This window comes from Burkholderia sp. AU16741 (assembly GCF_002223345.1).
GTDB lineage: Bacteria > Pseudomonadota > Gammaproteobacteria > Burkholderiales > Burkholderiaceae > Burkholderia > Burkholderia sola.
In genome coordinates this window covers 612531-631696 of sequence record NZ_NKEZ01000011.1, presented here as the reverse complement: position 1 = coordinate 631696, position 19166 = coordinate 612531, and the positions used below count along the sequence as shown (strand labels likewise).

Below are 19166 nucleotides of genomic sequence, written 5' to 3'. Positions count from 1 at the left end.
CCGCGATAGCCGACAAGGCGCTCGCCTGGTTTCCGGCTTCACGACGACCTTGCCATGTATTCGGCATCAAACTAAGGAATCCGATGAGTTCGATCGATCTGAGCCCGGTCACGCCGGTTTCTTCTCCCATCCGCTCGGCCAGCGACGTCGCGCGCCTGATCAATACGGTGGACAGTTCGGTGAGCCACGCACGGATGATCGTGCTGCTGGCGCTCGGCGGCGTGTTTCTCGACGCGTACGACCTGACGACGCTGTCCTACGGCATCGACGACGTCGCGCGCGAATTCGGCCTGACGCCCGCGCTGACCGGGCTGGTCGGTTCGGCGATCATGATCGGCACGATCTTCGGCAGCCTGATCGGCGGCTGGCTGACCGACCGGATCGGCCGCTACCAGGTGTTCATGGCCGACATGCTGTTCTTCGTGGTCGCGGCGATCGCGGCCGGGCTCGCGCCGAACGTCTGGGTACTGATCGCCGCGCGCTTCGTGATGGGGCTCGGCGTCGGCATCGACCTGCCCGTCGCGATGGCGTTTCTCGCGGAATTCTCGAAGTTCAACGGCCGCGGCAACAAGGCGTCGCGGCTCGCCGCGTGGTGCCCGATGTGGTACGTCGCGTCGTCAGTGTGCTTCCTGCTGATCTTCGGCCTGTATTTCCTGCTGCCGGCCGAGCATGCGGGCTGGTTGTGGCGCGCGTCGCTGATCTTCGGCGCGGTGCCGGCGCTCGTCATCATCCTGTTCCGCAACCGCTTCATGAACGAGTCGCCGCTGTGGGCCGCCAATCAGGGCGACCTGGCCAATGCCGCGCGCATCCTGCGCGAGTCGTACGGCATTCACGCGCACGAAGCGGACGATGCGCGACGCGAGTCGAGCCCGCCGCCCGTGCGGATTCGCGTGTTGTTCCAGCGTCCGTATCTCGGGCGCACGATCGTCGCCAGCGTGATGAACCTGTGCATCCCGTTCGAATACACGGCGATCGCGTTCTTCCTGCCGTCGATCCTGTCGCAATTCCTCGGCGCGGGCGTGTTCGAGACGATCGCGGCGTCGCTGGCGTTGAACGTGCTGTTCGCGTTTACCGGCGGCTTGCTCGGCATGCGCGTCGCGCATCGCTATCCGTCGCGTCATGTCGCGATCGCGGGGTTCGCGCTGCAAACGATCGCACTCGTCGCGCTGGCGCTGGCGGGCCATCCGCACGGGGCGATCGCGGTCGGCGTCGTGTTGCTGATGCTCGGCACGTGGCTGTTCGCCGAAGGCTTCGGGCCCGGCGCGCAGATGATGATCTATCCGACGTTGTCGTATCCGGCCGCGATTCGCGGCACCGGCGTCGGCTTCGGGCGATCGCTGTGCGGCATCGGCCAGGCGCTGGCGCTGTTCGTGCTGCCGATCCTGCAGGCCCGCCTCGGCACCGACATGTTCTGGGTCGTCGCGGTCAGTGCGGTCACGCCGATCGTGTTTCTGCTGATCGTGCGGTATGAACCGACGGCGCACGACATCGACGACGAAAGCACCGCGTAAGCACTGACCGGGGGCGCTCGCCGTCCCCGCTCCCCGAAAACACGAACGGCTTCGTCTCACTGCACGAAGCCGTTCGTACTGAAGCCGGTCGCCGCATGAATGTGGACAGACCGGCTTCGACGTTTGCCGACGTTTCGTTACGCGCTGACCGCTTCCCGCTCGGCCGCGCGCTTCACCTGTTCGATATCGCGAAACCGCGCGGCCGGATGTTCGTCCGGCAACCGTGCCGAACCGCCGAACAGTTTTTCGCGCAGCGTGCCGGGCGCATACGCGGCCGGATACACGCCGCGGCGCTGCAACTCGGGCACGAGATAACGCACGACGTCCTCGAAGGTTTCATGCGCGACCGCATACGCGAGATTGAAGCCGTCCACGTCGGTCGCGGCGACCCATTCCTGCAGGATGTCCGCAACGGTCGCCGCCGACCCGACGAACACCGGGCCCATCCCGCCGATGCCGCCCCAGGCGGCCAGCGCTTCGATCGTCCACGCGGTGTCGCCGCCCGACAGGTGCTCGACCGCCGACACGATCGCGTTCGTTTCGACGCGCCTGACCGGATCGGTCGGCGCGTACTGGCCGAAGTCGATGCCGGTCCAGCCCGACATGAACACCAGCGACCCATCGTACGACACGTAGCGGCGATACTCGTCGAACTTGGCCTGCGCCTTCTCGTCGGTCTCGTCGACGATCACCGTGACGAGGTTGTAGATCAGCACCTTCGCCGGATCGCGTCCGGCGGCGGCAGCCTGCGCACGCACGTCGGTCACGTAGCGCGCCAGTTGATCGCGGGTCGGCGCCGCGACGAACACGCATTCGGCGTGCCGCGCGGCGAACGCCTTGCCGGGGCCCGACGCGCCCGCCTGGAACAGCACCGGCGTGCGCTGCGGCGACGGCTCGCACAGGTGGTAGCCGGGCACGTCGAAGAAGCGGCCCTGGTGGCCGATCTCGTGCACTTTCTCCGGATGCGTGAACACGCGGCCGTCGCGATCGCGCACCACCGCGCCATCCTCCCAGCTGCCCTCGAACAGCTTGTACAGCACCTCGACGTATTCGGCCGCGACCGCATAGCGGTCGTCGTGCGTGCGCAGCCCGTGATCGCCGACGTTCTTCGCGCCGCTTTCCAGGTACGACGTGACGATGTTCCACGCGAGCCGGCCCTTCGTGTGATGGTCGGCGGTCGACAGCCGGCGCGCGAACGTGTACGGGTGCTCGAACGTCGTCGACGCGGTGATGCCGATGCCGAGATGTTCGGTCGCCATCGCGATCGGCGCGGCCAGTTGCAGCGGATCGTTGACCGGGATCTGCGCGGCCTGGTGCAGCGCGTGATAGTTGCTGCCCTTGTACACGTCGTAGTAGCCGATCACGTCCGCGATGAAGATCGCATCGAAGATCCCGCGCTCGAGCACGCGCGCGAGGTCGGTCCAGTAATCGAGATCCTTGTACTGCCACGAACGGTCGCGCGGATGCGCCCACAGGCCCGGCGATTGATGTCCCACGCAGTTCATCTCGAACGCGTTGAAGCGAATGGTCTTGCTCATTGCGCGACCCCCGTCTCCGCGCCGGCGTTCGCATTGGCGCCCGCGCCGTTGCCCACCCGCCAGACGAACGGCGGCGTGCGGCCGTTGACGATCCAGTCGCCGACGATGCGCGCCTTGTACACGAGCGGGTTGTGCGACGACACCGTGCGCGCGTTGCGCCAGTGGCGATCGAGCGCGGTCGTGCTGCGGGTCGCGGATGCGCCGAGCGCGTCGAACAGGCGCGTCGCCGCGCGCAGCACGAGTTCGGACACGACGAGCTGACTTTGCGCGGATTCGATTTCGGCCGCGACGTTCGCGGCCTGCTCGGCCGCTTCGTCGCCGCCGAAGCGCGCTTCATAGGCCTGCTGAAGCGGCTGCGCGGCACGTAGCGCGAGCGCGTCGGCCGCGTACGCCCATGACGCGATCTCGCCGATCACCTGCTGCAGCTGGGCGTCGTCGCCGGCACGCTGCGCATTGCCGTGGCTGTACACGCGCGTGCGGTTGCGCACGAGCTCGCCCGCGTCGCGCACGATCGCGTGGCCGATGCCCGCCAGCGTCGCGACGTGGAACAACTGGTAGAACGCGGTCTGGTACTTGAAGCGGCGCGCGAAATCGATCACGTTGTCCGCGTCGACCGCCGCATTCTCGAAGCGCGTCGTGCCGCTGCCGGTGGTGGTCTGGCCGAAGCCGTCCCAGTCGTTGTCGCGGATCACGCCGGGCTGCGCGGTCGCGACGGCGACGATCACGTCGCTGCCGTCGTGCGCGCGCTGCGCGAACACGTCGATCCAGTCGGCGAACAGGCTGCCGGTGCTGTAGAACTTCCGGCCGTTCAGCACGAGCCGGCCGTTCTGCTCCGACACCTTCGTGATGGTCTGGCCGAGCGGCACGTCGCCGGCCTCCGACCACGCATTGCCGACGAGCTGACCGCTCGCGAAGCGGTCGAACCAGGTGGTGCGCTGCGGCCCGGGCGGCGCATTGAGCCGGTCCTCGACGAACGCGAAATGTCCGCGCAACGCCTGCGGCAAATTGGAATCGGCGGCGGCCAGTTCGGTCAGCAGCCGGAACAACTGCGGTAGCGACGCGCCCGCGCCGCCGGCACTGGGCGGCAGCCGGATCGCGCCGAAGCCGGCCGACTTCAGCCAGCCGATCGCCTCGTGCGGCAATTCGCGGTTGCGTTCGCGCTCGGCGGTGCCGGCGGCGATACGTTCGAAGATCGGTCGGAACCGGCTCGCGAGCGCGTCGTAATCGGTACCGGTGGAAAGGTCGGGAGCTGCGTGCGATGAAGTCATGCGGATTTCCTCGAAGGGCGTGGCCGTGTGCGCCGGGAGCCCAGTATAGGAAGCGCGACGCGGGCGTTCCAATAACGGATTCTCGGATCGTTATCGTCGCTGCGTATTACGGCAACCGCGCGGGACGCATCGACGCTCTCGCATCCGTTGCGGCGCTAAAACATCGATTCACCGGTATCAGGCGCGACGTCGTTTGTTCTCCAAAGGAATATCGTTTCGAGAATCGCTCGGTTTTCCGGCCCGCGCGGCGCTGCTAGATTGAATGCTTTCGTCATTCGACAGGAGAACCCGATGTCAGACACGAGCGCGACGATTCAGGAGCGGCCCACCGATGCACCACGGCAGGTGGCTCGCGTGATTGCGGACGATGCGCAAGCGATCGCGGCCGCGCATGCACTGGCGCAACGCGTCGCGCAAGGGGCCGCCGAACGCGATCGCGAACGCCGGCTGCCGCGCGAAGAGATCGAATGGTTCTCGCAGTCAGGGCTGTGGGCGATCACGGTGCCGAAGGCATACGGCGGCGCGGGCGTGTCGCACGTGACGCTTACCGAGGTGATCAAGATCGTCGCCGCGGCCGATGCGTCGCTCGGGCAGCTTCCGCAGAATCATTTCGGGTTGGTCGACGTGATCGCGCTGGTCGGCACCGACGCGCAGAAGCGGCATTTCTTCGCCGAAGTGCTGAGCGGCAAGCGGTTCGGCAACGGATTCTCGGAGAAGGGCACGAAGCACGTGCTCGACCTGAAGACGCGCGTGCGCCGCGACGGCGACGACTATGTCGTCGACGGCACGAAGTTCTATTCGACCGGCGCGCTGTTCGCGCATTACGTGCCGGTGCTCGGGCTCGACGACGCGCGGCAGGCGTGGCTTGCGTACGTGCCGCAACCGACGCCGGGCCTGAGCGTGATCGACGACTGGTCGGGATTCGGGCAGCGCACGACCGCGAGCGGCACGGTCGTGCTCGACGCGGTGCGCATCCCCGCGTCGCACGTGCTGCCCGCGCAGCGCGTGTCGGACGTGCCGACGCTCAACGGCCCGCTGTCTCAGATCATCCAGGCGGCGATCGACGCGGGCATCGCGAAGGCGGCCATCGACGATACGCTCGCGTTCGTGCGGACCCGCACGCGGCCGTGGGTCGACAGCGGCGTCGAACGGGCGGTGGACGATCCGCTGACGATTCGCGAAATCGGCCGGCTGCACATCCAGCTGCATGCGGCCGACGCGTTGCTCGAACGCGCGGCGCGCACGCTCGACGAGATCGCGGCAAAAGGCGACGTGACCGAAGACGATGTCGCGCGGGCGTCCGTCGCGGTCGGCGAAGCGAAAGTGCTGACCACCGAGATCGCGCTGCTCGCGGGCGAGAAGCTGTTCGAGCTGGCCGGCACGCAGTCGACGCTCGCCGAGCACAATCTCGACCGGCATTGGCGCAACGCGCGCACGCATACGCTGCACGACCCGGTGCGCTGGAAATATCACCTCGTCGGCAACTACTACCTGAACGGCGCGCGCCCGGCGCGGCATGCGTGGAATTGAATCGTCAGCGGCAAACGAGGCGGGCGCCGAGGATCGGTGACGCACCCATGCTACGGGCGGCGCCGTGCCGATCGAATCAACGAATCGTCGAAAGCAGGGTCTCGTGGTGACGCACGCGATGTGCGACGCATGACGGCGCTTGACGCAGGTCAACCTCATTCGCGCTGCCGGCAATACAGTGGACTCCGGCGCTCGCACGACGCGGCGCCCGATGGCGCGTGAGTCGCCGCGTGATGAGGCAGGGGCAATGAAACATCCGACGTGGGCGATCGGCGCCGCGCTCGCGCTGGGCGCTTGCGCCGGTATGAGCCAGGAAGCGGCGTTCCGGTCGACCGAAACGCAATTGCGGGCGGCACGGGAAGCTGCAGCGCTGCACTGTTCGACGGCGCCTGAATGCGACCGTGCATGGCAGCTCGCACGGCGCTACGTCGACGCGCGTTCGTCGACCCGTGTCACGCGATTCAGTGCGGACCGGATCGAGACCGCGCAACCCCATTTCGCCGGCGAAGTTTATCTATGGGCGTCGCGCACGGCATCGGACGACGGCGGCGCGGTGATTCGGCTCAAGGCGATGTGCAAGGGCATGTACGGCACCGATGGCGGCCCCGGCTGGCAATACGATGCATGCGCGTCGAAGATCCTTGAAATCGAGCGCGGTTTCGCGACGTACGAGCGCCCGACGGGCGCGCCGACGCCGCCGGTCGATCCTCGATAATGGAGCGCCTTCTGCGTCGGCTCATATCGCTTCGAACCGTTGACGTCGGTCAACGCAGGTTTCCGGCGAGCGCTGATGATGAAACAACGCCGAACGCCACCGGCGCGTCCAGTCATCCAGCGAGGTCGGTATGTACACGAACATCATGGTTGCCGTCGACGGCAGTCCTTCGTCGAATCTGGCGCTTCAAGAGGGCTTGAAGGTTGCCCGGTCCTGCGGCGCGCGCCTGTTCGCCGTTTTCGTCGTCGACCAATCGCTTCTGATCACGTACGCCGGACGAATGAGCCCGGATGGCCTGCTCGACGAGGTCCGGCGCGATGGCGCGGCGGTGCTGCGAAGCGCGGAACGGGCCATCTCGCATGCGGCCGTCAACGGCGATACCGAAATCGTCGAGACCGAGCCCGGCCAGGATATCGCCGAACGGCTGCAACGCTATGTCGTCGAACGGTCGATCGATCTCGCCGTGGTCGGTACGCACGGGCGGCGCGGCGTCCGTCGGCTGGTCCTCGGCAGCGTAGCCGAGCGGTTTCTGCGCGGATCGAGTTGCCCGGTCCTGCTCGTACGCGGCGACGATGCCGCGCCTGCTGCCGTCGCGGCAGCCTAGCGTCGCCGTGCCCGATAACGGGTCGGCTCGCCCGGGTCGAGTCGGGCGACGGTCGGCACGCAACCTGCCCAGGGGATCGTCATGCAGATAACTTTTCCTTCCGAACCGCCGACGTATTGCGGTCTGGACCCGGCGCTGGCCTTTCCGGCCGTGGTCGAAGGCCGCCGCGTGCGCTGCGTGATCACCGCGGAAGCGCTGGAAGATCACTTCCGGGCGGCATCGCCGCGCGAACAGGATCTCGTCGACGCATTCGCGCACCATCGCCCCGCGATCGAACGAGCGGCGCGCTGCCTGCTCGAGGAAATGGACGGCAGGCCGATCCTGCTTCACAGCGGATTTTTCCGGTTCTGTACGTGATCGCCGCGGGTCATTGACGCGTATCAAGCGCGCGACGGTGCGAGCGGATACGCTGATTTCGGAGGGATCCTTCGTCCGTTGCGCGGCTCGCGATGCCGCGCCAGTCCGATCCGCATCACGGTGCCGCGCTGGCCGGACGAAAGCGCTGCTGCATGTCAACCGTACGAGGAGTGCGAACCATGACCCACCTCACGCGTTACGATCCGTTTTCGATCGAACCCGTCTCCGACCTGTTTCAGGGGCTGTTCAGGCCGCTGCGCGGCGTAGCGACGACGGACGAACCCGGTCTTGCGTCGATGAAGATCGACGTGTCGGAAAACGACAACGCCTACAAGGTCCATGCGGAGTTGCCGGGCGTCGCGAAGGAGGATATCGATGTCCAGGTGACGGGCCGAACCGTCACGATCAATGCGAAGGTCGAGCGCAGCAACGAGCAGAAGGATGGCGAGCGCGTGATCCGGCGCGAGCGCTACAGCGGCGCGATCGGCCGGTCGTTCTCGTTGTCCGACGAGATCGACGACGCGAACGCGACGGCGGCGTATCAGGACGGCGTGCTGTCGCTGACGCTGCCGAAGAAGGCGCCGGTCGGGCAGAAGAAGCTGACGATCAGTTGATCGGGAGGCAGATGCCCGGCGATGCGGGGCACGCGTCGCTCGAAGGGGCGCGACGGCGCACGGAGCCATCCGCGCGCCGTTTCTTTCAATCGGCCATGTGCGCTCACGCCGCCGCTACCGTTCCGCGGGCACGGTATCCGACGGTCTGCGCGAGGATCGGCAGTCGTCCTCGTTCAGCCGCGACGCGTCGGCGAGCACGCGATGATTGATCCAGCCGCGCACGACCGTGCCGAGGCCGGCTGCCGCCCAGTAGAGCGAAACGTTCTGCGCGATGGCGCCCGCCGCGATGGCTGGGAACACGCCGCGTTGCGGCGGCGGCATGTCGAGGATCGAGGCGGTCCGCACCACGTAGACGAGATCGAGTGGCGCGCGGCCCACGAAGTCCTGGTACCCCGTCAGGTTGCGTGCATCGGCCGCGTGTCTCGGCACGAGCCGCGGAGCCCGGCACTGGGCATCGGTTGACCTGCATCAGCACCGCGGGGCCGCGCGTGTGCAAATCTGGTCGTATACGGCGGACAGGCGCGCCGCGGCTCACGGGAGTGCAGACGATGAAAACCGACAAGCAGTTGAAACAGGACGTTCAGGACGAGCTGGAATCCGACCCGGCAATCGACGCGACACGGATCGGTGTCGAGGTGTCCGACCGGATCGTGACGCTTTCGGGTCACCCGCCGAGCTATGCGGAGAAACTCGCGATCGAGCGTGCGGCGAACCGCGTGGCCGGTGTCAAGGCGCTCGTCGTCGACATGACCGTGCATCTGCCGAACGACGACGTCCGCACCGACGAGGACATCGCGAATGCCGTGCGCTCGGTGCTGCACTGGACGGTCGGGCTGCATGACGACGCGGTCAAGGTGCAGGTCGAGCACGGCTGGATCACGCTGTCCGGCCGGGTCGAATGGGCATACCAGAGCCATCTGGCCGTGCGCGCGATCTCGCAGATGCGCAGCGTGACCGGCGTGACCGACCACATCGTCGTGCAGGGGGCGGTCGGCTCGGCCGACATCGGCGGCAACATCAAGCGCGCGATCATGCGCCACGCGGAGCGCGAGGCGAAGCACATCGCGATCGAGGTACGCGACGGCACCGTCCGGTTGTCCGGCAAGGTCGGCTCGTTCTCCGAACGCAAGGCCGTGCGCGGCGCCGCGTGGTCTGCGCGTGGCGTGCGCGCCGTCGTCGACGACCTGGTCGTCGAGTAAGGCCGGCGGGCTGAAGCTGGCCGCGCCGCCCGGCCCGACGCGATACGCGTGACGGCCGCCCGTCTTCAAGCGTCTAGCCGCCCGTCTTGTTCCGCGCGGGCGGCGATGACGCGGAACGCATGCCGTGTTCGCCCGCGCCCGCGTGATCGCCTTTCCGCTGGACGTGATGCGCAACGGCATCGGTTACGGTCGGAAAGAAGCTGGCCGCGCCGAACACGTCGAACAATCCGTAGGCGCGCAGGCGATCCTTCACCGGCCCCTTCATTTCCGCGAAGTTCAACGCGATGCGTTGCTCGCGGAGTTCTTCGCACAGCGCGACGAGCTGGTCCGCCGCGCTGACGTCGATATCGGTGACGGGCTCCGCGGCGACGACGATACGCGTGACCGGGCATGCCGAGCGCGCGATTGCCGCGTGCAGATGCTCGCAGAAGATCTCGACGTTGGCATAGAAGAGCGGGGCGTCCCAGCGGAACAGCACGAGGCCCGGGGTTTGCACGGCGTCCGGATGTCGCGTGATGTCGTGATAGCCGCGCACGCCTGACAGCCGGCCAAGCACGGCATCGTACGGGTGCCAGGCCCGCCACACGAACGACAGCAGCGACAGCGCGCTGGCCGCCAGCGCCAGTGCGCCGGAGAGCGCGACGGCGCGCTGCGGATCGTGGTCGGCGAGCGGCGCGATGGCGCCGGCGATCAGCGCGGCCAAGGCCGAATCGGGGCCCAGGACGAGGATCCGGCTCGGGCCGAGTACCGCATAGGCGAGCAATGCCGCGATCGACGCATACAGCCCGGTGACGGCCGGCAGGCCGGCCGCCTGCGCGTAGCTCATGCCGACCGGAACCAGCACGGCGGAAAGCGCGATGCCCGCATAGAGATCGCGCGATAACCAGGCACGCCGGTAATTCGCGAGCAACGCCGCACCCGGGAACATGCGTGCGATGCGTCCGGAGCGGGGCAGGTTCATCGCCGCTTCATCCAGCGGATATCCGGGCAAAACGGGCGGACCGATCCGTGAGCGGCGGGTTCATCGGCATTGGGTCGGCGGGCGGCACGGCTTCCACCGCGCCCGGTGTCATGCAGCCTTGAGCGCCGAACGTTGCAGCGCCTGCGCGAAGCGGGCGAGCGTGGCGATCGATCCCGTCACGCTTTCGTACCGTTCCCGCCCGATCTGGCCGTCGAGGATCACGAGCATGCCGGCGTCGCGGGCGAGGGTGACCAAGGCCAGCGTGTCGAGCGTCGCTGCATCGGACCGACCGGACGGATTGCCCGAATCGGCAGGCTGGGTAGCGTGTGACATGACGTCTCTCCTGAGGGCTCGCGATCGGTATGCCGGGAGCCGTTGTCCGTGATTTCAGTATCGTTGGCGGGCATGCGCGATTCAATCGGCGTGTCCCGAAGTTGTAGTAGGAATCGAGCGGAGGCCGTCGGCGGATTCCTACACGGCGGACGGCTTCGGCGAAGGGCTTCGTCGGGCCGCCCGCCCGGCGCGGCACCGTGCATACCAGGAGCCGATCGCGTGCCAGATATCGGCGGCGGATTCGCAGTAGGTGAACAGTTCGAGGTCGCGGCGGTCGATCATCCCTTCGTCCGCGAGAAACGCCAGATCGACGGCGCGCCGCCAGTACGCTTCGCCGACCAGGACAACCGGCAGCGGCGCGATCTTGCGCGTCTGCAGCAGCGTCAGGACCTCGAACAGTTCGTCGAACGTGCCGTATCCGCCGGGGAAAAACACGGCTGCCTTGGCGCGCTCGAGCAGATGAAGCTTGCGAATCGCGAAGTAGTGGAACCGGAAGCACAGATCCGGCGTGATGTACGGATTCGGCGCCTGTTCGCGCGGCAGCTCGATATTGAAGCCGATGCTCGGGGCGCCGCGCTCGTAGGCGCCGCGATTGGCGGCCTCCATGATGCCGGGGCCACCGCCCGTGACGATCGCGAGGCGCGCCGTACGCGTGCGCCGGTCGGCATGACCGACGATACGGCCGAATTCGCGTGCGACGCGGTAGTACGCGCTGTGCTCGAGGAGACGGCTGGCGACCGCGACGGCACGACGCCGGGCCGGGTCACGCGGGCGCAGCGCGAGCAGGCGGTTCGCTTCGGCGAGCCGTGCATTCGCGACGGCGGGCGCGACGATGCGCGTGCTGCCGTAGATCACGACGGCGTGGCCGATGCGCTCGTGTTGCAGGCGCGCTTCGGCTTTCCAGTAGTCGAGTTGCAGCCGGATACCGCGCATGGTCGCGCGTTGCAGCAACGACGTGTCCGCGTCGCCGGGCGTGCAGCCCGGATGGCTGGCTGGATGCCGCCCTCGACGAGACGGCCGCGGGATGTCGTCGAGGCTGGCGGGCGAGATGGGCCGGGTGCGTACCCGCTTGCCGCGCGCCATGCCGGCAGGAGCGCGTTTGACTATCGTGGGCACGGTCACTGGCTCAACACCCATTGAACGAGCTGATGCGCGTCGTCGGCAGACAGCGGCCCGCCGCGATCGATGGCGGAGGGCATCGGCGTGTCGCCCCAATGCGCGGGGCCGCCGACGCGCAACTTGCGCTCCAGTTCGGCGGTCGCGTGAGGATCGCCGCGGTAGCGCGCGGCGATGTCGTGGAACGACGGCCCGAGGAACGTCATGTCGGGCGTGTGGCAGAACATGCAGTGCTGCGCGTCGACGAGCTCGGTCGGCTCGGGCACGGTGGTTTGCGCGGCTGCCGTTCCGGCCATGGCGGCGATCAGGAAGAAAGAGAAAGCGGAGCAGCGCGTGATGTTCATGTTTTCCTCGTCCGGATCGGCAGGCGCGCAGCGCGCCGCCGGTTGCGCTCAGGCGATCACTCAGGAGATCACTTCGCCGAGCGGGCGACGGGGCGAATGCGGCGTGTGCGGGCCGCGGCCCACCCGCAACAGCAACTGCGGCTCGCCGCGTAGCCCGAGCGTGCGGCCCAGGTCGGCACGCAGCGCGGCTGTCTCGATCGGCTGGTTCAGGTACGACGCCGTATAGCCCGCGCGCGCCGCGACGAGCAGGATCCGCTCGAGCGCCTGGCCCGCGGCCAGCCACGCTTCGCGATCGTCGCGCACGGTCGACAGGCAGACGATCAAAGGCGACGCGCCGACGAGCTGATGATGGAGCGCGGCCAGCCCGTTGCCGAGATCGAACGTCCGCACCGCCATCGTCACGACGGGCGCAGCGAAGTCCAGCAGCGTCGGCACGCCGGCCGCGAATGCCGGCATGCCGTCGACGCGCCGACGCGGATCGATCCAGCTCGCCAGTTCGCGCCGGAAGCGCGGATCCGCGAACTGCTGCCGGTCGGCCTGCGCAACCAGTTCGGCGACCCGTGCGCGACGCGCGGTCGAGTCGATGCACGCGACCTCGGCGCCTTCCGCGACGCCGGCCGCGATCAGCTCGCGCTGAATCTCGTCGGGCAGCGCGGTGGATTCGAACGGCGCGCGCGTCGTGACGCGCCCCTGGATCGCGTCGAACAGCCCGCCGAGAGACGGATCGGAATAGCCGTCGTCGCAGACCCGGACCAGCGCAAGGAGATCGGGGTCGACCTCGGACGGAAACGTGCTGATCGTGTGGGCGAGGCCGGCGTGATCGAGCGCGACGCGCAGATTGAGCAATGCCGCGCCGCAACTGATGATCAGTTCGCGGTCGAACGGATCGACCACGGGCAACGCGCGGACCCGGTCCGCGCAGACGGCGATCGTGGCGCCGTTGACGATGAACCGCCACGGCTGGGAATTGTGGCTGGACGGGGCCAGCACCGCGTACGCCAACAGCGACTTCAATTGATCGTCGACATGGGCGCTTGCGGCAAGCGGGGGAACGGACATCATGCGATCATCTCCTGGCACGCCGCGTGGGCGGCGTCATGCCATCTCATCGTGTCAGCAACCGTCCGGCAGCCGTTGACCCACGTCAAGCGCCCGTCACCGGGCCATGCACGCGTGATGCGCCGGGATTAGTCTTGGACAGCGAAGCACGAAGACGATGGAGTGGGAGGCGAGCATGCTTGCGATGATGTTTGACGGCACGACACCGCATTTGCGCGAGGCGCGCGTGCCGGATCCGCTGCCGGCGCCGGGCCAGTTGTTGATCGACGTGCATGCATGCGGTGTCTGTCGAACCGATCTGCATGTCGTCGACGGCGAACTCGCGCACCCGAAGCTGCCGCTGGTGCCGGGGCACGAAATCGTCGGAACGGTGCGCGTGCTCGGCGATGGCGTGACGGGGTTCTCCGTCGGCGACCGCGTGGGTGTTCCATGGCTCGGTTCGACATGCGGGCATTGCGCGTATTGCACGTCGGGCCGCGAGAACCTGTGCGACAGCCCGGGTTTCACGGGCTATACGATCGACGGCGGCTATGCCGAGCGCGCGGTCGCCGACCACCGGTATTGCGTGCACCTGCCGCGGCGCTATTCCGATCTGGAAGCCGCGCCGCTGCTGTGCGCGGGCCTGATCGGCTATCGAACCTTGCGGATGGCCGGCGATGCGCGTCGCATCGGCATCTACGGCTTCGGCGCGGCCGCTCATCTCGTCGCGCAGATCGCGCGTTTCGAGGGGCGCAAGGTGTTCGCGCTGACGAAGCCCGGCGATACCGCGGCACAGCAGCTCGCGCTGTCACTCGGCGCCGCGTGGGCCGGCGGCAGCGACGAAACGCCGCCGGAGACACTCGACGCCGCGCTCATTTTTGCGCCGGCGGGCGCGCTGGTGCCGGCCGCGCTGCGCGCCGTCGGCAAAGGCGGGATCGTCGTATGCGGCGGCATTCACATGAGCGATATCCCGAGCTTTCCGTACGCGTGGCTGTGGGGCGAGCGCCGGATCGCGTCGGTCGCCAACCTGACGCGTGCGGATGCTGCGGAATTCATGCGGATCGCCGCCGCGACGCCGCTGCGGGTCGAAGCCGTGCGCTACGCGCTGACCGATGCGAATCGCGCGCTGGACGATCTGCGCAGGGGGCGCGTGTCCGGCGCCGCCGTGCTCGACATGCGCGATTGATCCCGCCCGGTCCGCGCGCCCTCCGCTCAGATGCGCCCGAGGCCTTCCGGATCCACGATGCGGATCTGCTTGCCTTGCGCGGCGACGAGCCCGTTGCGCTGGAACTTCGACAGCATGCGGCTGACCGTTTCGAGCTTCATCCCGAGATATTCGCCGATCTCGTCGCGCGTCATCCGCAGCACGAATTCGGCGGCCGAGTAGCCGCGCGCCTTGAAGCGGGTGGACAGGTTCAGCAGGAAGGCGGCCACGCGCTGCTCGGCGGTCATCGTGCCGAGCAGCACCATCAGCGCGGATTCGCGCACGATTTCGCCGCTCATCATCTGATACACGTGATGCTGCATCGGCCGCACTTCGCGGCACATCTGCTCGAGCTGGCCGAACGGGATGATGCAGACCGTGCTGTCCTCGAGCGCGATCGCATCGCCGTTGTGCCGCCCGGTGTGCACGCCGTCGAGCCCGAGCGATTCGCCGACGATCTGGAAGCCGGTGATCTGCTCGTTGCCGTCGCGATGCATCATCACGGTCTTGAACGACCCGGTCCTGACCGCATAGATGCTGTGGAACGTGTCGTCCGCGCGAAACAGCGTTTCACCGCGTTTGACGTGGCGCGTCGTGCAGATCATCGCGTCGACCCGCGCGAATTCGTCGGCCGTCATTTCCCGCGGCATGCAGACGGTGCGCAGCGTGCAGGACGAGCAGCGGGACGACGTGCGCTTCGGCTGGTCCGCCCGCGCGACGGGATGCAGCGGAATGAACGGGTGCAACGGCACCGTCGTCGGAATGTCGGCATAGCTCTGCATGATCTGCTCCGGTTGGGGCGGCAGCGGGTCGCGTCGTCGCGGTTGCGCTGGCCGTCGTACGGGCGGACGGGGAGGCCGCCGCCTGGTTCGTCGAATCGGCGCCGCACCGGATCGGCGGGCCGTCGATGCCGTCGCGATACGAGGGCAAGGCCGGGCAGCTCCGGAAGGCACGCCGGTGTGTTGTTGTTGATCGGAGTATGGACAGCCGGACGCTTGATTGAAATCAGCGGAAATTGAAGATGCGGTAGGTGATAGCGAAGGTTTGTAGGACGATTCCTACAACGGTGTGGCGGGTTGTCGCGGTCAGAGTTCGTCCGGGTCGTCGAACAGCTTGTGGCGCATCGCGTATCGGACGAGCGCCGTATCGTTGGCCATCTGCATCTTCTCGAGGATCCGCGTCTTGTAGGTGCTCACGGTCTTGACGCTGACGCACAGCGCCCGCGCGATCTCGGAAATGGACTCGCCGGTCGTCACGCGCCGGAACACGTCGAATTCGCGGTCGGACAGCCGTTGATGCGGCAACAGGTCGGTCGGCTCGTTGAGGCTTTGCGCGAATTGCTCCGCCATCGCAAGGCTGACGTACACGCCGCCGCCGGAAATTTTCGTCAGCGCGGCCACGAGCTCCGCGCTCGCGCTTTCCTTGGTCATGTAGCCCGATGCGCCGGCGCGGAACGCGCGCACCGCATATTGCTGCTCGGCGTGCATCGTCAACACGAGGATGTGCAGGGCCGGTTTCTCGTCCTTGATCTGCTTGATGAGTTCGATGCCGTTGCGGCCGGGCATCGACAGGTCGAGCACCAGCACTTCGGCCTCGGTGCCGCGCGTCAGCGCGATCGTCGACGCGCTGTCGCTTGCTTCTCCCGCCACGACGAAATCGTTCGCGTTCTGCAGGATGTGGCGCAGGCCGTCCCGGACGAGGGTGTGATCGTCAGCGATGAGTACCCTGATCATGGCGTGCGTCCTTTGCCGGCTCGCGCGGGGCAGGCGCGCGTCGGCGTTCGTCGATCCGATTCCGAACGGAACGTGGCGATCGTCCGATTCCGAACGGCGGGCAGGATGGCTGCCGTCGATAACCGGATGTTGGCTCTTCAAAGGGTCGCATCGAAAGCATGTCCGATGCGCGGAGATTGTGCGCGTTTTGCCGGTATTCGCCAATCGGGACCGATGCGGACAAGGCCGCGATCGCGGTGGCGGATGCCGCGACCGCGTTCCGCCTGTGCGGCGTCCGCGGCACCGCGCATGCGATCGACGCGTGCGGGGAGGACGTGTCGTCGGTGCTCGCGCGAGCGGCCGCCGAATGCGACGCGGACTTGATCGTGATGGGGACGCATGGCCGTCGCGGCATGCGCCGCGCGGTGCTCGGCAGCGTCGCCGAGTCGCTGGTGCGCACCGCCGACCGGCCGGTGCTCGTCGTGCGGGAGGGGCCGGGCGCGGGTGCGGCCGTGTCGTGACGCAAGCGGGCAGCCGCGACCGGCTGCCCGAACCTCGCCGGTTCAGTGAGACAGCAGCACCGGCACCGTCATCGTCTCGAGGATCGTGCGGGTCGCCCCGCCCAGCACGCGCTCATGGGCGCGGGTATGGCTGTACAGGCCCATGACGAGCAGGTCCGCATGCACGTCGGTCACGCGGTTCAGCAGCGTCCCGCCCACGCCGACCGATCGCTCGCGCGGCGTCGTCGAGAACGACGCGCGAACGCCGTGTCGTTCGAGATACGCGGCGACGTCGACGCCGGCCGGCGTCTGGTCCGGATCGGGTTGCCCGCGCACGACCGTCTCGACGTTGACGAAGCGTGCGCGGGCGAGCAGCGGCAGCGCGTCGGCCATCGCGCGCGCGGCCTCGCGCCCGCCGTCCCAGCCGATCAGCACGTTCTCGCCGAACGTGCGCACGTCGCCGGCATACGGCACGACGATCGCCGGCCGGCCGCTGCCGATCACGACATCCTCGACGAAATGGCGCGCCACGTAGGTCATGCGATCGTCGGGATCCTCCTGGCCGAGCACCAGCAGATCGGCGTGACGGGCGTGCAGGATCGCGGCATCGATCGCATTGCCGGCCGGCGCTTGCCATTCGACGCTGCGTCCGGCGCGTTCGGCGGCCGTCAGGAAGCGTTCTTCCGCCTCCTTGCGCCGCTGGTCGCACAGGCGCTCGTAGACGGCCAGCTTCAGTGGTTCGTCGGGCCGGCGCAACGGTTCGAGGAGATCCTGGCAGACCAGGTAGAGGCCGATCAAATGCGCGTTCCAGCGTCCCGCGAGCTGGAGCGCGAGGTCGACGCGCGTCGCGCAGCGATCGCTGTCGTCGAGATGAACGAGCAGGGTCTTGTAGCTCATGATGGCTCCTTTTCGGTGGAAGCGGCCGTGACGTCGGCGGATGCCTTCGCCGCGCAGCTCGCCGGAATCATCAGGACCGGGCATCTGGCCAGGCGCAGCACGCGTTCGGCCACGCTGCCGAGGAACACGCGCCGAAAGCCGCGCCGGCCGTGCGTGCCCATCACGATCAGATCGGCGTCGATCTCGCTCGCGAGACCGACGATCCGGTGCGGGACGTCTTCGCCTGCCGGCGCGACGTTGGAAATCCGCGGCGTGCCGGCTACGTCGCGCGCCTTCATGCGCCGCGCGGCGTCCTCGGTCACGCGCAATCCTTCTTCACGGAACGAATCGACCAGGATCGACGGATCGTATCCATACATGTCGTAGGCCGGCACCAGGAAATCGACGACGTAGACGGGTGTCAGCCGCGCACCCGTTTCCGCCGCGAGACTCAGCGCGGCGTCGAGTGCACGCGACGACGTGTCGCTGCCGTCGAGCGCAACCAGGATGTTCGAGTACATGGCAGTTCCCTTGAACGGATGTGGATGAAGCCATCATCGGCGCGTGCACGCCGATGGCGCTGATCTGGATCAAGCGTCCCGATTGCCGCGCGGCACGCCCATCGCGGCGCGCGCGGCGATCGACGCTTCGTTGGTCGGCGCGACGACCAACGTCACCGCGCTCGACGCGAACGACACGACGTGTGCGTCGTCCGCATTCGCGCGCGCGTCGCTCTCGCTGCCGAGCCAGCCGAGCGATGCGCGTATCCGCCCGCGCAACACGGCCGAGTGCTTGCCGAGGCCGGCGTTGACGACGAACAACGCGAACGTGCGCATCGGGCGGCTCAGTGCGACATCAGCACCGGCAGCGTCATCGACGCGAGCACCGTGCGCGTGGCGCCGCCCATCAACAGTTCACGCCAGCGCGGATGGCCGTACGCGCCCATGACCAGCAGGTCGGAACCCGTTTCATACGCGCGCGACAGGAGCGTGTCGCCGACCGACGCGCCGGCGCCGGCATCGATGTCGAGCACGTTCACGTCGTGCGCGTGGCGCGCCAGCATCAGCGCGGCATCGGCGGCGGGAATCCGCGCGGTCGCAGCCTCCGACTTGCCGTCGACCACGGCGACGACGGTCGTGCGCTTCGCGTGTTCGAGAAACGGCAGCGCGTCGTGCGCGGCGCGGGCCGCTTCGCGGCTGCCGTCCCATGCGACGAAAACCCGTTCGCCGATCGACGGGAATTCTCCGGTGTACGGCCAGAACAGCACCGGGCGACCGGCGGTCAACACGAGATTTTCCGGAAACTGGTCGTCGATATAGGTTTCGGGATCGTTCGGGTCGCTCTGGCCGGCGATCACCAGATCGGCGAGACGAGCGGCGCGCGGTACGGCCACGTTCGCACGCTCGTCGGCGCGAATCCAGGTTGCCGGCACTTTGGCGCGCGCCGTTTCGGCATGGAACAGGCGCTCCAGCGCGGCGAGCCGCTCGTCGCGCTGTTCGCGGTGCGCGCGGAAATAGTCGGCGGAACCGGCCATCACGTAGAACGAATGCGGCTCGGGGGTGTAGACCGCGAACAGCCCGGTGAGATGCGCACCGAAGCGCCGGGCGAGACGCAACGCGAACTCGAGACGCGAATGCGCGCGGGTGCTCGTATCGAGGTGCACGACCATGCTCTTGTAGCTCATCGGAATCGCTCCATCGACGGGTGATCCGCCAGTGCAATCCAGTCTACGAAGCAGGGTTTCCA

The 19166-nt window shown here is 67.8% G+C and carries 21 protein-coding genes and 2 pseudogenes; 9 read left to right on the top strand and 14 right to left on the bottom strand.

Features of this window, described 5'->3' with window-relative positions; genetic code table 11:
• The first annotated feature begins 83 nt into the window (after positions 1-83).
• Positions 84-1511: an MFS transporter gene (locus tag CFB89_RS31860; protein ID WP_089471426.1), complete on the top strand. Its 1428-nt coding sequence runs from the start codon at positions 84-86 to the stop codon at positions 1509-1511.
• A 137-nt stretch (positions 1512-1648) separates the two neighbouring features.
• Here CFB89_RS31860 and CFB89_RS31855 read toward each other — a convergent pair whose 3' ends face one another.
• Positions 1649-3049 carry an LLM class flavin-dependent oxidoreductase gene (locus CFB89_RS31855; RefSeq protein WP_089471425.1) on the bottom strand — a complete coding sequence of 467 codons (1401 nt, stop codon included), beginning with the start codon at positions 3047-3049 and terminating at the stop codon, positions 1649-1651.
• Complete coding sequence (locus CFB89_RS31850; protein WP_089471424.1) at positions 3046-4317, bottom strand: acyl-CoA dehydrogenase family protein; 1272 nt, start codon at positions 4315-4317, stop codon at positions 3046-3048. Before CFB89_RS31850 ends, CFB89_RS31855 begins: the two co-directional genes overlap by 4 nt.
• Positions 4318-4608: 291 nt before the next feature.
• On the opposite strand from CFB89_RS31850, the gene CFB89_RS31845 reads away from it, so the two are divergent.
• From CFB89_RS31845 to CFB89_RS31825, 5 genes are all read left to right on the top strand, one after another.
• The gene (locus CFB89_RS31845; protein WP_089471423.1) at positions 4609-5847 is read left to right on the top strand and encodes an SfnB family sulfur acquisition oxidoreductase; all 1239 of its coding nucleotides are present in this window, start codon (positions 4609-4611) and stop codon (positions 5845-5847) included.
• Between the two features lie 247 nt (positions 5848-6094).
• Positions 6095-6562 (top strand): hypothetical protein, encoded by a 468-nt coding sequence (locus CFB89_RS31840; RefSeq protein WP_089471422.1) that lies wholly within the window; start codon positions 6095-6097, stop codon positions 6560-6562.
• Positions 6563-6692: 130 nt separating this feature from the next.
• Positions 6693-7166 carry a universal stress protein gene (locus tag CFB89_RS31835; protein ID WP_089471421.1) on the top strand — a complete coding sequence of 158 codons (474 nt, stop codon included), beginning with the start codon at positions 6693-6695 and terminating at the stop codon, positions 7164-7166.
• Positions 7167-7247: 81 nt separating this feature from the next.
• Complete coding sequence (locus CFB89_RS31830) at positions 7248-7523, top strand: DUF1488 domain-containing protein (RefSeq protein ID WP_089471420.1); 276 nt, start codon at positions 7248-7250, stop codon at positions 7521-7523.
• Positions 7524-7702: 179 nt separating this feature from the next.
• Positions 7703-8137 carry an Hsp20/alpha crystallin family protein gene (locus CFB89_RS31825; protein WP_089471419.1) on the top strand — a complete coding sequence of 145 codons (435 nt, stop codon included), beginning with the start codon at positions 7703-7705 and terminating at the stop codon, positions 8135-8137.
• Positions 8138-8240: 103 nt separating this feature from the next.
• Here CFB89_RS31825 and CFB89_RS31820 read toward each other — a convergent pair.
• A pseudogene (locus CFB89_RS31820) lies at positions 8241-8578 on the bottom strand (nitroreductase family protein); the annotation flags it as partial.
• 107 nt (positions 8579-8685) lie between these two features.
• On the opposite strand from CFB89_RS31820, the gene CFB89_RS31815 reads away from it, so the two are divergent.
• Entirely contained in the window at positions 8686-9336 is a 651-nt protein-coding gene (locus CFB89_RS31815; protein ID WP_027809190.1) for a BON domain-containing protein, read from the top strand.
• 73 nt (positions 9337-9409) lie between these two features.
• Here the strand turns inward: CFB89_RS31815 and CFB89_RS31810 are convergent, their stop codons facing one another.
• The 5 genes from CFB89_RS31810 to CFB89_RS31790 all read right to left on the bottom strand — a co-directional run bounded on the left by CFB89_RS31810 (position 9410) and on the right by CFB89_RS31790 (position 13152).
• Positions 9410-10297: a SulP family inorganic anion transporter gene (locus tag CFB89_RS31810; RefSeq protein WP_089471418.1), complete on the bottom strand. Its 888-nt coding sequence runs from the start codon at positions 10295-10297 to the stop codon at positions 9410-9412.
• 108 nt (positions 10298-10405) lie between these two features.
• On the bottom strand, positions 10406-10630 hold the full coding sequence (locus CFB89_RS31805; RefSeq protein ID WP_089471417.1) for a hypothetical protein: 225 nt from the start codon (positions 10628-10630) through the stop codon (positions 10406-10408).
• Between the two features lie 138 nt (positions 10631-10768).
• Positions 10769-11767 (bottom strand): TIGR00730 family Rossman fold protein, encoded by a 999-nt coding sequence (locus CFB89_RS31800; RefSeq protein ID WP_089471416.1) that lies wholly within the window; start codon positions 11765-11767, stop codon positions 10769-10771.
• The gene (locus CFB89_RS31795) at positions 11749-12090 is read right to left on the bottom strand and encodes a c-type cytochrome (protein WP_089471415.1); all 342 of its coding nucleotides are present in this window, start codon (positions 12088-12090) and stop codon (positions 11749-11751) included. The genes CFB89_RS31800 and CFB89_RS31795 overlap by 19 nt, the downstream gene beginning before the upstream one ends.
• A 60-nt stretch (positions 12091-12150) precedes the next feature.
• Positions 12151-13152 carry a nitroreductase family protein gene (locus tag CFB89_RS31790; RefSeq protein ID WP_089471414.1) on the bottom strand — a complete coding sequence of 334 codons (1002 nt, stop codon included), beginning with the start codon at positions 13150-13152 and terminating at the stop codon, positions 12151-12153.
• 172 nt (positions 13153-13324) lie between these two features.
• Here CFB89_RS31790 and CFB89_RS31785 point away from each other — a divergent pair, with 172 nt between their 5' ends.
• A complete protein-coding gene (locus CFB89_RS31785; protein WP_089471722.1) occupies positions 13325-14314 on the top strand; it encodes a zinc-dependent alcohol dehydrogenase family protein in 990 nt (329 codons plus the stop codon).
• Positions 14315-14340: 26 nt separating this feature from the next.
• Here the strand turns inward: CFB89_RS31785 and fnr are convergent, their stop codons facing one another.
• Both fnr and CFB89_RS31775 read right to left on the bottom strand, forming a co-directional pair.
• The gene (gene fnr, locus CFB89_RS31780; protein ID WP_089471413.1) at positions 14341-15114 is read right to left on the bottom strand and encodes a fumarate/nitrate reduction transcriptional regulator Fnr; all 774 of its coding nucleotides are present in this window, start codon (positions 15112-15114) and stop codon (positions 14341-14343) included.
• 303 nt (positions 15115-15417) lie between these two features.
• Positions 15418-16065, bottom strand: a complete 648-nt coding sequence (locus tag CFB89_RS31775; protein ID WP_089471721.1) for a response regulator transcription factor — start codon at positions 16063-16065, stop codon at positions 15418-15420.
• A gap of 200 nt (positions 16066-16265) precedes the next feature.
• Between CFB89_RS31775 and CFB89_RS31770 the strand changes: the two are divergent.
• Positions 16266-16565 (top strand): annotated as a pseudogene (locus tag CFB89_RS31770) (universal stress protein); the annotation flags it as partial.
• A 42-nt stretch (positions 16566-16607) separates the two neighbouring features.
• Here the strand turns inward: CFB89_RS31770 and CFB89_RS31765 are convergent.
• The 4 genes from CFB89_RS31765 to CFB89_RS31750 form a co-directional block, all read right to left on the bottom strand.
• Positions 16608-17441, bottom strand: a complete 834-nt coding sequence (locus CFB89_RS31765; protein WP_089471411.1) for a universal stress protein — start codon at positions 17439-17441, stop codon at positions 16608-16610.
• Positions 17438-17941 (bottom strand): universal stress protein, encoded by a 504-nt coding sequence (locus tag CFB89_RS31760; protein ID WP_089471410.1) that lies wholly within the window; start codon positions 17939-17941, stop codon positions 17438-17440. Before CFB89_RS31760 ends, CFB89_RS31765 begins: the two co-directional genes overlap by 4 nt.
• Before the next feature lie 69 nt (positions 17942-18010).
• Positions 18011-18256, bottom strand: coding sequence for a hypothetical protein (locus CFB89_RS31755; protein ID WP_373559885.1), 246 nt, complete (start codon positions 18254-18256; stop codon positions 18011-18013).
• Positions 18257-18264: 8 nt separating this feature from the next.
• The gene (locus tag CFB89_RS31750; RefSeq protein WP_089471409.1) at positions 18265-19104 is read right to left on the bottom strand and encodes a universal stress protein; all 840 of its coding nucleotides are present in this window, start codon (positions 19102-19104) and stop codon (positions 18265-18267) included.
• Positions 19105-19166: the final 62 nt, after the last annotated feature.